The organism is Pelagicoccus enzymogenes (genome assembly GCF_014803405.1).
Taxonomy (GTDB): domain Bacteria; phylum Verrucomicrobiota; class Verrucomicrobiia; order Opitutales; family Opitutaceae; genus Pelagicoccus; species Pelagicoccus enzymogenes.
Map to the genome: position 1 here is coordinate 7,501 of NZ_JACYFG010000006.1, position 13,172 is coordinate 20,672.

Consider the following 13,172-nt stretch of genomic DNA (forward strand, 5'->3'; position numbering starts at 1 on the left):
TCCGAGAAGCTCCGCAAGGAGATGGGCGACGCGGCAGTGCGGGCCACCAAGGCCGCCAACTACGAAGGAGCTGGCACCATCGAATTCCTAGTCGACGACAAGGGCGGTTACTACTTCCTCGAGATGAATACCCGCATCCAGGTGGAGCACCCGGTCACCGAGGAAGTAACCGGTATCGACTTGATAAAGCAGCAGCTGCTGGTCGCCCAGGGCGAAAAGCTTTCCTTCAAGCAAGAGGATATCGTCATCAGCAAACACGCCATCGAGTGTCGCATCAACGCGGAAGACCCGGCCCGAGGCTTCATGCCAAGTCCCGGTTGCATTGATCTCTACTACGCGCCTGGCGGACACGGAGTCCGCGTGGACTCGCATGCCTACGGAGGCTACATCATCCCTCCGTACTACGACAGCATGATCGGCAAGCTCATCACATATGGCGCGAACCGTGAAGTCGCGATCCAACGCATGTACCGAGCGCTCAACGAATACCTCATCCGCGGCATCAAAACCACGATACCTTTGCAAAAAGCCATCATCAGCGATCCCGATTTCAGAGCCGGAAAAGCCACCACCAAGTTCATGGAGGACTTCATGGCCCGCAATCCCAAGTTCGATTAAGCTGCCTCAGCTAGCCAGACACCAAGGCTGGCATTTACAAATCACCGCCAAAAGCCTAGGAACAATAGCAGGCAAGTCGCTACAAAACGCAGCATACCGCTGAGAAACAAATCACACTCTAACACCTCAAACCATGGACCAACAAGAACCCAGCATCGAGATCGGAGAAGATCAGGATGGAACACTCGGCCAAATCAAGGTCAACCACACCGTGGTCGCTACCATCGTCAAGATGGCGGCTACTAGCGTGAAAGGCGTCGTCGGCGTCGGCGGCAGCTTCATCGAAAACGTGTCAGCCCTCTTTTCGAGCAAGGACTACGACAAGGGCGTTCGCGTTTCCGAGGACGAAGGCGGAAATTACCTCATCGAGCTTCGCGTCCACATGGAATACGGAGTTGCCCTCGCTCAGACCGCAGAAAACCTCCAGCTCACCGTCGGCAAGCAAGTCACCAACATGACTGGCAAGACAGTGGCAGCCGTAGACGTTATCATCGAAGGCGTGAAAATGCCCGAGGAAGTTGCGGCATCTCGCAAAGCAGCCGAGGAAGAATCGAAAAACTCCCTCGCTGACTAGCGCGCCCAAAGTCCACTCCTCTCCAAAGCGTGGAAACCTTCCAAGAACTGATGACCCAACTGACGCCGCTCCAAATTGGAGTGGCCGCGGTTGCCTTTATCTTTCTCCTGATCGGACTGCGCTTGGTTTTCAAAAAGCCGCCTGCCCACCTCACCGCGTTCAGTGGCGATGCGGGCAGCGTTCTCGTATCACGCAAAGCGCTTCAGGAGCTCATCCGCTCCGCATGCCTACTCGACGAATGGGTTGAGGCAGCACGGCCCACCATTCGCCTGCGCAACAACAAAGTCACCGCCCGCGTCGAGCTTCGCCTCGCCCGGCCCGAGGACCTGAAAGCCATTTGCGAACGCGTCCAGGAGCATATCACCGCCCTGCTGCAAAAGTCGCTCAGCTTCGAGCAAATCGGGGAGATCGAAATTGTCGTGAAGAGCTTCGGGAAAGAAGCGGCCGAAACCGAACGCCTCCCGCAAAAGAGCCTTCCGCCAGCCGCCCAAAACGTATCCCCAGAGGTCGAAGAACGCGATTCCCCGGCGAAAGAGGCGAGCCCAGGGAAAAAGGACTAACGGAGCCGATAGGCGCTCACCCGCTCCGCCACAGGCCCGAGCAACTCCCAGCGATCGGCGTACCGCCTCAGGATCGAATCCTCTCGCTTAACTTCGAAGTCGTGCAGCACCGCTACAACTGGCACCCCCTCTACAAGAGCGGCATCGCGTAGGAGCTCCCAGTCAGCATCCCAATCGGCGAGGTCCCAGCGGAAAACGGGAAATTCGGTGTAATAATAAAAAGCGCCGCTCGACTGCATGCACACTACGATAGTATCCGCTGCGAGGTTTTCGACAGCCCACTGGCACTCGATCTCGTAGCGTCGCTCGAACGCCTGCTCCCCAAACACGTTGAGCTTGTCCACCCAATAACAACCCACAGCAACCGAAGCCCCCGCTAAGCCCAAAGCCAGCCACGCTTCCCCTCGAGACGACTTCGCCGCACGAGTCGCTACGCCTTCCAGCCAATTCGCCGACAACAAGGCAAGTCCCGGGAAGGCAAGCAAAACGAAGCGCAGGAACCACCAAGTTTGGCTGGTAAAAACGTAAAAGGCGTAGAACCCAAAAAACGGAAGGATCCAAGCCCACAGGAAAAGAACCTTCGGACACCTAAGATTCAAGGAGCCCAGAAACGCAGCCGGCAGCACGAGGCCAAACATGGCGAACAACATCGTCTCGCCATAGTGAAATACCGTTGGAACCAAGTAATCCCAAGAAAAGAAGGCCCAAAGATCCCCATAGCCGCTGCCGAACGCATCGCCATAGAAAGTCCAGTTTCCCCAAAGAAAAGCGACAAAAGCTGGCATTCCTCCAAGAGTCCCCCAGGCCCACCGACGCCAGCCGGCCTTGGCTTGCAGCAAAGCGACCACCAAGGGCACGAAGAGCAGGACGCTCGACGGGCGGGTCAGCACGGCCCATCCGACCAGAAAACCGCAAACACAAGCCCAGCCGCTGGAACGCTTCGCCTGCAATGCCAGCAGCAACACCCAAATCGCCTGGCAACTCGCCAAGGCGTCCGACATCGGAATCAGGGAGCTCCACAGAAAAAGAGGGGAACTCGCGAAAATAGCCACTGCGTAAAACCGCCAAGGCGGAGCCAATCCCAACTCCTTCCCCAATAGCCAAAGGCCCAAGCAAGCCAACAAGGCCACAAGAGCGTAAACCATGCGCATCCCAAACTCCGATTCGCACACACCACCAACCGACAGCAGCAGCGGCAGCCCCATCGGGTAGGTCGGCGATAAGCGACCATCGCTTTCTCGAAAGGTAAAGCCAAGCGGCTGGAAATACCCCTTGGGCAAGGCCCTAAACGCATCCCCCTCAGGCAACCTTAGATTTTCCGTCACGGATCCCTCACTCAACAACCGAGCGAAGTTCATATATCCGCTGGCATCTGCACCGCCCGCGACCGGGACCATCTTCCAGAATATCAAAACCGCCAAAAGAGCCGACAGCAGGACGGAGGCCCCAAACCAATTCCTTTCACGGGAACTCGCTCCTTGCGAACCGATCGCCAGCTGCCTACTTCGAACTTCCGCAATTCGAGATTTTGACAATTCAAACACGGACTGATCCCTTAGCCGCGAAACCCTTGCGAGAAAAGCAGAATGATCTGCTTCCAGCGCTGCTCATGAACCTTTCCCTTCACCAATCAACTTTCTACGGGATCCTAGACACTGGATACGTCAGCCCAGAGAACTGGGTCGCCAAGTACGAAGCCCTCGTATCTGGCGGCGCTAGCATCGTACAAATCCGTGCTAAGGACTCCAACCAGTCCGAACGCTATCAGCTTACTGAACAAATCGTTCGGTACCGAGCTCAAAGCGCCGCGCCCCAGCCACACCTTGTCATCAACGATGACTTGGAACTTGCCCTAGAGCACCCTGACCTCGGGCTTCACGTCGGCCAGGAAGACCTTCCAGCCGTCGAGGCGAGAAAGCGACTCGGCCCCAATCGCCTGCTTGGGCTCTCGACCCATTCCCCCGAACAAGCCCGCGCTGCCATGGCACTACCCGCTGGGACCCTCAACTACTTTGCCGTCGGTCCCGTGTTCGCCACCCAAACCAAACCCACATACACCCCGGTGGGCCTGGAACTGGTCGAATACGTGGCCAAACAAAGGCCGGAGCTGCCGTTCTTCTGCATTGGCGGCATCAATCGACGCAATATCGAACAAGTAATCGCAGCAGGCGCCTCCCGCATCGTTACCGTTTCGGACGTCCTTTGCTCAGCCGACACCGCTGCAGCAGTGCGAGAAAGCATCTCGATTGCCCGGAAGTAGAGCGAGAAACCCTCAGGAAACACCCTCAGCCCAGTGTTTTTGATTGCATCAAATTGCATCTAAACAACACTTAAGCAGCTCCTTATCCTATGGAGTGATCCAAGCTCCTGCAAGCGCCAAACGCACGACCCTGAACCATATGGCCAAACTTAACCAAAAGTACATCGCCGATAAGCTAAACCTTTCCCGCACCACCGTCTCGCGTTGCTTCACCAATCACCCAAAAATCAACCCGGAGACAAGAGCTAAGGTTTTCAGGCTAGCCGCCGAAATGGGGTACTCCTACTCCGCCCAGCGGGGAGGCAACAACATCAAGCTGCAGGGCCGCAAGAAGCTCGCCGTCATCGTGGGCATCAGCGAGGATCAACGCTCGAAGAACGACACCAAGACTGCAGAGGAACTCCTCACCGGAATCACGGAAAAAGCAGCGATCGAGAAACTCGAAGTGGAAGTGTTCTACGTCGATCCCAAAGAATTCCTCCCCCAATCCCGGGCACGCCAAATCATCAGGGGCATCAGCTGTCTCGATTGGAAAGGCACCATCATCATCTACCCCCTCAAAGAGGAAGCGGTAGGAAACATAATGGCCAAGTTCCCCACCGTCTCCGTTCTCGAGGACTACGACGACTGCGACGTCGACTGCATCCACCCGGACCAGATACGCGGCATTTCGCGAGTCATGCAACACCTCGTCCAGCTAGGTCACAAGCGCATCGGCTTCCTCAGCTGGAAATACGCCGTCAACACCCCTTGGGTGGAACGTCGCCTCGGCGCCTACGTGGAGAACCTTTACCGCTTCGGCCTGGAGCTCGATCCAGACATCATTCTCAACCTGCGCCCAGAGGAACAACTCCCCCTCGACGAGCTTGATCGCCTCGCAGCCGAATACACACGCAGCAAAGGCGTCACCGCCTGGGTCTGCGCCGCAGACCACCAAGCCTACCACCTCATGGATTCCTTCGAGAAACTCGGAGTCGCCGTACCGGAGCAATGCTCCATCACCGGATTCGACGGCCTGACTCCCCCCGACGGAAAAAAGCAGCTTACCTCCGTGCGCATCCCCTTCCGTGACATTGGAATCTCCGCCGTAAGCTCGCTAATTCGCAAAATCGATCACCCCAACACCAGCCGCAGAAACGTGCAGGTATCCGGGGAATTCGTTCTCGGCCAGACCTCAGCTCCTCCCCCCCTCTAGAGGCGGAGCATCCAGGCTCCAATTTCGCCTCCCCCCTCCTGTTACTGGAAAGAAGGCATCGACTTGCGTCCGCCCCGAACCCCGCGCCCGCTTCACGAAAAAAGGACTCCCGCTTCAAGCAGGCCGTCCTCTCGTTTAGGTAGTCATCCAGTGGGCGCAGCGCTAGCGGCTGTCGACCCTGAAGGGAATATTGGCGGTAGCGACCCAGCGATCGCCGTAGCGGAGCTCCACAAACAAGCGATAGTTGCCTAAAACCAAGGGAGCAGAAAAACATACGCGACCTTCTCCTAGCGGCTCGAAACGCGTATCCAATACCTCCGACATCTCCTCCCTGTCGCCTCCGACTTTCTTGTCCTCGCTTTCGCGAGCAACCGACCAGATCGCATCAGCGAGCGAATCCTTCCCCCGAGAGGCCTCGCATGCAGCCTCTACCCAGTCTCCGGGTTTCAAAGTCACATCCGCTGAAGCATCTTTCGAGTCGAGCAACAGTCGGGATATCTGCGGGCAAGCGCCCTCTTCACCCTTCACTGACCAAAGGGATGAAATCGCATCCACCGATTCCGTGGCCCGGCCATGCTTGTCGAAAAGGCCATACCATGTCGGCGTCCTTTCTTGCTTGTTTCCCCAAAGAAAAACGTAGCTTCCCAAGCACTGCCCATGCGAACCATCTAGCTTTTGATAACGACGCCGCACCTGGGCAGCCTTTTCCGTAGAAGACGGTTCGATCTCCGCTCCCCAGGACGTTTGACGCACTTCCCAATGCCCGTTGGCGCCCCACTCCGTTACCAGGTACGGACGAGTCCAACCGATGCGGTCCAACTTGCACTGAACCAACTCCAAATCACCGTAGGAATTGAAGCTCACAAAATCGATCGATGGACAATAGGCCTCGATGCACTGAAGCGCCGCTTCGTCCACTGACGCCAGAACAGTCATCACAGGGTGCAGCGAATCCTCCTGCTTGATGAAGGCAGCGACCGCTTCCACTGCCTTCCAGACCTCCGGATCCAACTCCGTTACTCCCAGCTCCAATTCGTTGCCCACTCCCCAAACGAGCAAGGATGGCTCCGCGGCCAAAGCGCGCACCTGTTCCTTCAACGCCTCGAACTGAGACTCGCGCAAAGGCGCATCCGAGTAGTCGAAGCCCTGCCGCGGCGGCACCATCCAAAGCCCCGCGCACAGCGATAGTCCGTAACGACGCACCTCCGGCAACGCTTTTTCCGTTTGGTCCATACCCCAGGTACGAAGCGAGTTTCCTCCCGCATCCGCCAGCTCCCTTATATGCTCGTATCCAGCGGCACCCTTAACGAAAAAAGGTTTCCCGTCTCTAAAAAGTGAATACCCGTTTTCCGTGCCACGTACCTCCACGCGAACCGGACGATTGTTTTCAATCAATGACATTTCAAATCCCTTCCTATTCGACAGCGCCTCTACGAGCGCCAAGCTCCCTCTCGATTTGCGTCAAAGTCGCCGTCCTCAGAGGGTAAAATACCAACGCAACGATCGCCGCAGCAGCTAAGCCCGCGGGAAAGAGCGAAAACAAAACGCGAATGCCCATCATCGCAGCTGGCCCTTGCTCCACGCCGGCTTCAAAGCCGACTAGCCCAAGATACCAGCCTGCCATAGCTCCTCCGATAGCCAGTCCCATCTTTTGGGCGAACAGAGCTGCGGAGAAAACCAAACCAGTCGACCTGCGCCCCCAACGCCACTCCCCATAGTCCGCAACGTCAGCGTACATCGACCAAACTAGCGGCACGGTCGGTCCCGCGAGGAAGCCGCCCATCACGCTAAGGCCAAGCATCAGCCAAAACTGATCAGGCGGAGTGACGAAGAACAGCGCCATGGAAGCTGCATTGGCCAGAGAGAACCAGATCATTATCGAACGCTTCTCGAAGCGAGCCGCCAAAGGCTTAGACAACCACACGCCCGCAATCAACCCAAGCATACCGGAGGTCATTACTATACTGGTCTGGTCGAATATGAGAAACATCGGCGCATCCGATGCTCCCACGTAGTACTTGAAGTAGTACACTGTTGCCGCCCCGCGGGCCGCCACGTTCGCCAAAGTGAATACAGCGACGAAAAACAGGATCAACCAAGGCCGGTTCTTGACCAATGCGCGCAAGTCTTCTCCAAGGTTATTTTTCTGGCTAGCCGGAGGCTGTACCCGCTCCCTCGTTCCCTTGAAGGTGATGAAGAACATCACCACGGAAACCGCGGCGAAGATCGCCATCGTCACTTGAAATCCAAACGCCTCGTTGTCCTCTCCCCCTATCGCATAAACCAAAGGGCGTACGAACATCGAGATGAGAAGACCACCCGCAAAGGCTCCAAAAAAGCGATAGCTGGAGACCAGTGTCCGTTCCGTAGAGGATGGCGATATTACGCCAAGCAAAGCCGAGTACGGGATATTGATAGCCGTGTAGGCCAGCATCATCGCGATGTAGGTGGCATACGCATAGGCGAGCTTTCCCTGTTCGCTGATATCGGGCACCACAAACATCAAGTATCCAATCATCCCATACGGAATGGCCATCCACAACAGGTACGGCCGAAACTTCCCCCAACGGCTGTTGGTGCGATCCGAGATGACGCCCATAATCGGATCGCTGAACATGTCGACCACCCGAGCCGCCAAAAATATACTCCCCGCCGCTGCGGGACCAATACCGAAAACGTCGGTGTAGTAGTACAGCAAGAACAGGTTAAAGGTCTGAAAGAAGAAGTTCGACGCGGTATCTCCCAAGCCGTAACTCAGCTTTTCAGAAACGCTAAGTCGTTCGCCATCTTTCGAGCCGGAATTTAGTAGTTCCGATTTCGATACACCTTTTGTGGCAGTCGTCATATGAAGGAAAAAACGGGAGCAGCGAGCAGAGCTGGCTACTACTACAAGGACGTAATTCAACAGAACGAGACCACTTCAGGCCTCGTAGGAAACAGTTTTCAAAAAAAAGAGCGGCGCCGGATCGCAGTTGACTACGCCAGCGCCGCCCACACTACCATTCGTTTAAAGGTCCATGCCAAACTGGAGGCGGTACTCGGTCGGCTTAGCGTAGATGTATCCGTAGGCAGCTTGATCGTTCATTACGTTGTAAACGTTGAGCTGCACATGAGCATTACGCTCGCCTAGCTTGAAGTCGTACTTCGCCATGGCATCGATGTTGATGCGAGTATCTGTTTCCAATACTACGCGTTGTCCGTTGGTGTCGGTCACGAGCTGCCCCGAACCATCAGTGATTCCAGAGAAGTACTCGCGCTCGCTCTCGTACTGGAAGCCGAGGCCGAAGGAGAAGCCAGCAAGGGCGCCATCGTCGATACGGAAGTTACTCCAACCACTAAGCGAGTGACGTGGCGTGTCGTCCTGCTTTTCGCCCGCTCCATAACCGCGGCCCTGCCAAGTCGAAGTATCGCTTGGATCGAGGAACTGGTCGTCGAGCGAGTATCCAGAAAGTCCCCACGCTCCATCGGGGAAGTACCATACAGCCCACTTATCCACGCCACCGGCTCCCCAAGGATACTCGGGGAAGGCGCCAGCGTTCACCACGGAGCGCTTGGTCTGGGCGTAATTCAGCACGAACTGCATGTTATCGTTCGGCGCGTAGTTGAACTGAGCTTCCCAACCCGAGGACTCTTGGTCGCCGCTGAGGTAGGCATCGTAGCCACCGGCTTCGGCAGACGCGAAGTCGAGAGTCGCGTTGTTCGTGTTGTCATCCTGGATGTACAACCAACCTGGCCAACCTGGGTTCGTGGTCTTGGAGGCGTTGAAGACTGTGTCCATGTAGGCCACCCCTTCCGGTGCAGTCGCATTGAGGTACCATGCGCCGTCAAGCTGGTAAGCTGCTCCCGCGTCGACCGCCGCATCCCACTGTGGCTTGGCAACCGTGAAGGAACCATTGCGCCATTCCGCTTCCACGGTCGGATTGAAGTCTGAAACGTTATAGATGATATCCGCGTCTGGATCGAAGCGACCCTTCGCTGGCGAAGGTGCCCACCAGTAAAAGATCGGCGTACCCGTTTGCTTGATACGGTACGCACTGATGGTACCGCTGAGCTTGCCGTCCAACATGTCGAACTTGACGCCTGCTTCCTCGCTTTCCGCCGTTACAGCATCCATAGCGTTGCCGTAGACGTCGCGGTTACCGTCGAAGTTTGGCATGATGCCTTCTGCCTTGAGGGCATAAACTGAAAGGTTCTTGGTCAACTTGTAAGTGATGCCTGCCTGAGACGTATCCTTCTCCTTGGCGCCTGGATCGTTGCGAGTGACGGTGTCCTGACGGAAGTCTTCAACGCGGCCTCGGAAGTCGTTTCGGTCGCGACGTATGCCTGCCACTGCCGTCAAACGCTCGTTAAGCCAGCTGCCTTGGTAGACAAGGTAGGTACCTTGGTTCCAAGAGAGGTCGTTGACCTGCGCGGCCCTCTCCATTCCAGGAGCTGCCGTACCGTCGCCGTTAACGCCAAAGCGCATGTAGGAAGAATCGGTCGGGTCCCAGTAGAAGTATTGATTCTGGATGGTACCGCGAGTGGAGACCGACTTCTCGGAACTCTCTTCGGAGCGACCGAGCAAGAAGCTGTTCTGCAGTCCGAACAGCTCGCTGTTCTGGAACAGGTCAAAGTTGTAGTTCACTTCCGCGCGGATCTGATCGCGATCGATGACTTCGTTCTTGTCCGACCAGGAGCCTTGGAAGATCGCATCGGTCACTTCGCCAAATATGAACTCCGCATCCCCGTTTTCCACGCTCGCGGGAATCACCGTTATGGTGCTGCGCAGGTTTTCTGGACCTACGTTGTTGGTGATACCACCCGAGACGTCGCGGGAGTCAAACTCGACCTTGGAAGTGTTGTATCCAAGAAGCACATTCAAGTTGTCCGTGAAGCTGTGCGTCGCCTGCAGACGGATGTTGTGGGACTCGGTATTGAGGAAGGTGTCTGGACCGCTCCATCGCATGGTGCGAATTTCCTTGTCGGGGAACTGCAAGAAGCCCGCTCGTTCGAGGCGGTCTTGCTGGTTCGCCACATTCTCGCTGGAAAGGTCGCCACGGGCGCGGACGCTCTGGAAACCGACCGCGTTCTTGTCCTCCTTGCCATATTCCATGTCGATGGTGACTTCCGTCTTGTCCGTCGGGCGGAAAGTGAAGATCGGCGAAATGAACTGGCGGTTGTTTTCAGCGAGCTCGGTGTAGCTGCCGTTTTGCTCGTGCACTGCCGTGACGTAATAACCGAAGTTGATTTCGTTGTCCAAAGTGTTACCGGCCTCGTAAACGGCGCGATAGTGCTTCTGGTTACCGACACTGAGCGTGATGTGCTGCATTTCGTCAGCAGTTGGAAGCTTCGGCAGGTAATTGACGATGCCTCCGAAGTTACCGATCCCGTAGAGCAACGCCGCTGGACCGCGTATAACTTCCACACGGCCGATATTGGCAGCATCGGTAGCGAATTGGCGGCGATAACCGTCCCGTAGCGTCGCGTCGGTGATGAAGCCGCGCACCTTGTAAGAGGTTTGCGTCTTGTTGCTGGTCGCGCCCTCCGGGTTGTGGACGCCGCCGATCGTGCCAAAGCTGTTTCCCTTGCCGGCGTCATTCTGAGAGGACATGATCATCCCCGCGCTGTAGGCCAAGGACTGGCGCAAGTCGGTCGACCCGGTGTCCTTGATAAACGCGTCGGTGATCACCTCGATCGGCATTGGAATGTCCTTGATGGCGGCATTCAAGCGCGTACCGGAAATGGTGTTGGTGGCGCGGTAGCCACTGTCCTCAGAAGCGTCGACCTGAAAAGGCGACAGCTCGAAAACTTCCTCTTCTTCAGCGGAATCCGTTTGGGCGTTCAATGACGCCGCTAAGCCAATCGTGACGAAGCCGAAACGCTTCCACGAAGACCATAGCTTAGATTTATGACTCATTCGTTCGATATCCATTAGTCTAGTCTGGTTTGGGGTGGTAGGTAAAGTTCGGAGCCTAGTGAGAATTCCTCAATCGCTCCACTGTCGGGTCAAAAAAAGGGCAGGAATCCATCGTGCACGTCGGCCGGACAATCGCAGCGGGGTAAAAGCCCTTGGGGGTTATAAGGTGCACTTCAGTACAATTTGTTGCGTTCGTCAATTTATTATTTGCATTATTTTGCACCTTAAAAAATCTTCAAGCTAGCCCCCATGAAATTGTCAAAACAGCTCCTTCGCGCGCTCGCCCCCTGCGGGGCAGCTCTCTTAAGCCTCAGTTTCCCCTCTTCCGCCAGAGCCTCGGAGGGATGGCAACTCGTCTGGTCTGACGAATTCGAAGGCGACGGTTCGCCCAATCTTCAATGGTGGGACTTCGAGGAAGGCTACTTGCGCAACAACGAGCTACAGTACTATACGAAAAAGCGGCTCGAAAATTGCCGCAAGGAGAACGGCATGCTCGTAATCGAAGCCCGCCGCGACCATTTCGATGGGCACGCCGTCACTTCCGCCAGCCTCACCAGCCGACGCTCGGCCAGCTGGACCTACGGACGGTTCGAGGTACGGGCCCAACTGGCAGCCGGTCGCGGCACTTGGCCCGCCATTTGGATGCTCGGCGACAATATCGGCGAAGTCGGTTGGCCGCACTGCGGCGAAATCGATATCATGGAATTCGTAGGCTACGACCCGGACACCGTTCACGGCACCGTTCACACGACTGCCTACAACCACATTCAGAACACAGCTCGCGGCGGATCCACCGTTCGCGACGACCTCACCCAATCCATGCACGTATACGCCGTGGAGTGGGAACCTCATGAAATCCGCTTCTACGTCGACGACGAACTCTACTACACTTTTGAAAACGACCAGCTCGGCAACGATTCCACCTGGCCCTTTCACCGTCCCCAGCACCTGAAGCTAAATCTCGCGATTGGCGGCGACTGGGGCGGCTCGCAAGGCGTCGACCCAGCGATCTACCCCACTCAATTCCTCATCGACTACGTTCGCGTTTACCAACGCCATGAACAAGGTCCCTACACTCTAAAGATCGACAGCACAGGGCCAGGAACGGTCCGCATCGAGCCCGAGAAGGAATCATACGCGCCTGGCGAGACCGTCACCCTGATCGCAGATCCCGACATCGGCATGCGACTCGGCAAATGGAAAAACGTCCAAGTCGACCGTTCATTGAAAACCGAGCTACGGCTCGATCGATCCCTCGAGATTCATGCCGACTTCCTTGATCCCAGCTCCATGCTCCAAAACACAGATTTCAGCAACGGCACGAGCAATTGGTATAGCTATGTAGACGCAAACGCTGCAGCTGACATAGCCGTCAACGCAGAAAAACAAGCAACCGTCACCGTCAGCAACGCTGGATCGGCGGCCTGGCACGTCCAGCTGGGCCAGGGAGGCTTCGCCCTCGAAAACGGCCATCGGTACCGCCTCACTTTTCAGGCAAAATCGGTCAGCGGCTCCCCCAAGCTCGTCGCCGCCATCGCTCAAAACGCTTCTCCCTACGCAACGTATCAATCCTCCTCCATCGACCTTTCCCCCACGCTTCAAGAGCACGCCTTCTCCTTCACCCACACCCAAAGCAGCGAGTCCAACGCTCGCGTAGAATTCCGGCTTGGCAGCAGCGCGGGCCAAGTCGCGATCAACCAGGTTCGTCTCGTCAACCTAGACGAATCTCCCCTCACAGCCTACGAGCAGTGGAAGCAGCAACACGGCATCCGCCCCCTCGCCGACGATCGAGATCCCGACCAGGACCTTCGCCCCAATTTGCTGGAGTATCTCCTAAACACCTCCCCTCACTCCCCTAACCCATTCCAACCGGTAGCGCTCGTATCCAAAATTAACGGACAGTTGATTCTCGCCCCAAACTTTGACGCCAACTCCAAAGACGAATCCATCTCGGTCGCATTGCAACGGAGCGCCAACCTCGTCGACTGGGAAGACGGTGCCTCCTCGACGCTCCCCTTCAGTCGCTTGAAAATTATGGCTCCCCCGCCAATCCAAGACTGAAAGTTTGC

General features: G+C 56.4%; 10 protein-coding genes (1 of these 10 running past the window's edge). 6 read left to right on the forward strand and 4 right to left on the reverse strand.

The genetic code is table 11. The features are described from left to right. The 3 genes from accC to IEN85_RS02680 form a co-directional block, all read left to right on the forward strand. Nucleotides 1-618, forward strand: partial view of an acetyl-CoA carboxylase biotin carboxylase subunit gene (gene accC, locus IEN85_RS02670; protein WP_191615524.1) — the end only. It extends 738 nt beyond the left edge of the window; 618 of the gene's 1,356 nt are visible here — the last part of the coding sequence; the start codon falls outside the window, past its left edge; the stop codon is at nt 616-618. Nucleotides 619-751: 133 nt separating this feature from the next. After that, nucleotides 752-1,192 carry an Asp23/Gls24 family envelope stress response protein gene (locus tag IEN85_RS02675; protein WP_191615525.1) on the forward strand — a complete coding sequence of 147 codons (441 nt, stop codon included), beginning with the start codon at nt 752-754 and terminating at the stop codon, nt 1,190-1,192. A 29-nt stretch (nt 1,193-1,221) separates the two neighbouring features. Beyond that, nucleotides 1,222-1,752 (forward strand): Asp23/Gls24 family envelope stress response protein, encoded by a 531-nt coding sequence (locus IEN85_RS02680; RefSeq protein ID WP_191615526.1) that lies wholly within the window; start codon nt 1,222-1,224, stop codon nt 1,750-1,752. Here IEN85_RS02680 and IEN85_RS02685 read toward each other — a convergent pair. Then, nucleotides 1,749-3,110, reverse strand: coding sequence for a glycosyltransferase family 39 protein (locus tag IEN85_RS02685; protein WP_191615527.1), 1,362 nt, complete (start codon nt 3,108-3,110; stop codon nt 1,749-1,751). The two genes, IEN85_RS02680 and IEN85_RS02685, sit on opposite strands and share 4 nt — an antisense overlap. 251 nt (nt 3,111-3,361) lie before the next feature. Here IEN85_RS02685 and thiE point away from each other — a divergent pair, with 251 nt between their 5' ends. Then, complete coding sequence (gene thiE, locus IEN85_RS02690) at nt 3,362-4,012, forward strand: thiamine phosphate synthase (protein ID WP_191615528.1); 651 nt, start codon at nt 3,362-3,364, stop codon at nt 4,010-4,012. A 139-nt stretch (nt 4,013-4,151) separates the two neighbouring features. Next, nucleotides 4,152-5,207: a LacI family DNA-binding transcriptional regulator gene (locus tag IEN85_RS02695; RefSeq protein ID WP_191615529.1), complete on the forward strand. Its 1,056-nt coding sequence runs from the start codon at nt 4,152-4,154 to the stop codon at nt 5,205-5,207. A 162-nt stretch (nt 5,208-5,369) separates the two neighbouring features. Here the strand turns inward: IEN85_RS02695 and IEN85_RS02700 are convergent, their stop codons facing one another. The 3 genes from IEN85_RS02700 to IEN85_RS02710 form a co-directional block, all read right to left on the reverse strand. Continuing rightward, complete coding sequence (locus IEN85_RS02700) at nt 5,370-6,608, reverse strand: glycoside hydrolase 5 family protein (RefSeq protein WP_191615530.1); 1,239 nt, start codon at nt 6,606-6,608, stop codon at nt 5,370-5,372. A 13-nt stretch (nt 6,609-6,621) separates the two neighbouring features. Further along, nucleotides 6,622-8,052, reverse strand: coding sequence for an MFS transporter (locus IEN85_RS02705; RefSeq protein WP_191615531.1), 1,431 nt, complete (start codon nt 8,050-8,052; stop codon nt 6,622-6,624). Nucleotides 8,053-8,214: 162 nt separating this feature from the next. After that, nucleotides 8,215-11,103 carry a TonB-dependent siderophore receptor gene (locus IEN85_RS02710; protein ID WP_191615532.1) on the reverse strand — a complete coding sequence of 963 codons (2,889 nt, stop codon included), beginning with the start codon at nt 11,101-11,103 and terminating at the stop codon, nt 8,215-8,217. Between the two features lie 249 nt (nt 11,104-11,352). Between IEN85_RS02710 and IEN85_RS02715 the strand changes: the two genes are divergently transcribed. Further along, nucleotides 11,353-13,164 (forward strand): family 16 glycosylhydrolase, encoded by a 1,812-nt coding sequence (locus tag IEN85_RS02715; RefSeq protein ID WP_191615533.1) that lies wholly within the window; start codon nt 11,353-11,355, stop codon nt 13,162-13,164. The last annotated feature ends 8 nt before the right edge of the window (nt 13,165-13,172 follow it).

What these genes read in the sequence shown, in the direction of transcription:
- IEN85_RS02710 (WP_191615532.1), bottom strand. Translation starts at nt 11,103, where the DNA reads ATGAGTCATAAATCTAAGCTATGGTCTTCGTGGAAGCGTTTCGGCTTC.
- thiE (WP_191615528.1), top strand. Translation starts at nt 3,362, where the DNA reads ATGAACCTTTCCCTTCACCAATCAACTTTCTACGGGATCCTAGACACT.
- IEN85_RS02700 (WP_191615530.1), bottom strand. Translation starts at nt 6,608, where the DNA reads ATGTCATTGATTGAAAACAATCGTCCGGTTCGCGTGGAGGTACGTGGC.
- IEN85_RS02715 (WP_191615533.1), top strand. Translation starts at nt 11,353, where the DNA reads ATGAAATTGTCAAAACAGCTCCTTCGCGCGCTCGCCCCCTGCGGGGCA.
- IEN85_RS02705 (WP_191615531.1), bottom strand. Translation starts at nt 8,052, where the DNA reads ATGACGACTGCCACAAAAGGTGTATCGAAATCGGAACTACTAAATTCC.
- IEN85_RS02685 (WP_191615527.1), bottom strand. Translation starts at nt 3,110, where the DNA reads ATGAACTTCGCTCGGTTGTTGAGTGAGGGATCCGTGACGGAAAATCTA.
- IEN85_RS02675 (WP_191615525.1), top strand. Translation starts at nt 752, where the DNA reads ATGGACCAACAAGAACCCAGCATCGAGATCGGAGAAGATCAGGATGGA.
- IEN85_RS02695 (WP_191615529.1), top strand. Translation starts at nt 4,152, where the DNA reads ATGGCCAAACTTAACCAAAAGTACATCGCCGATAAGCTAAACCTTTCC.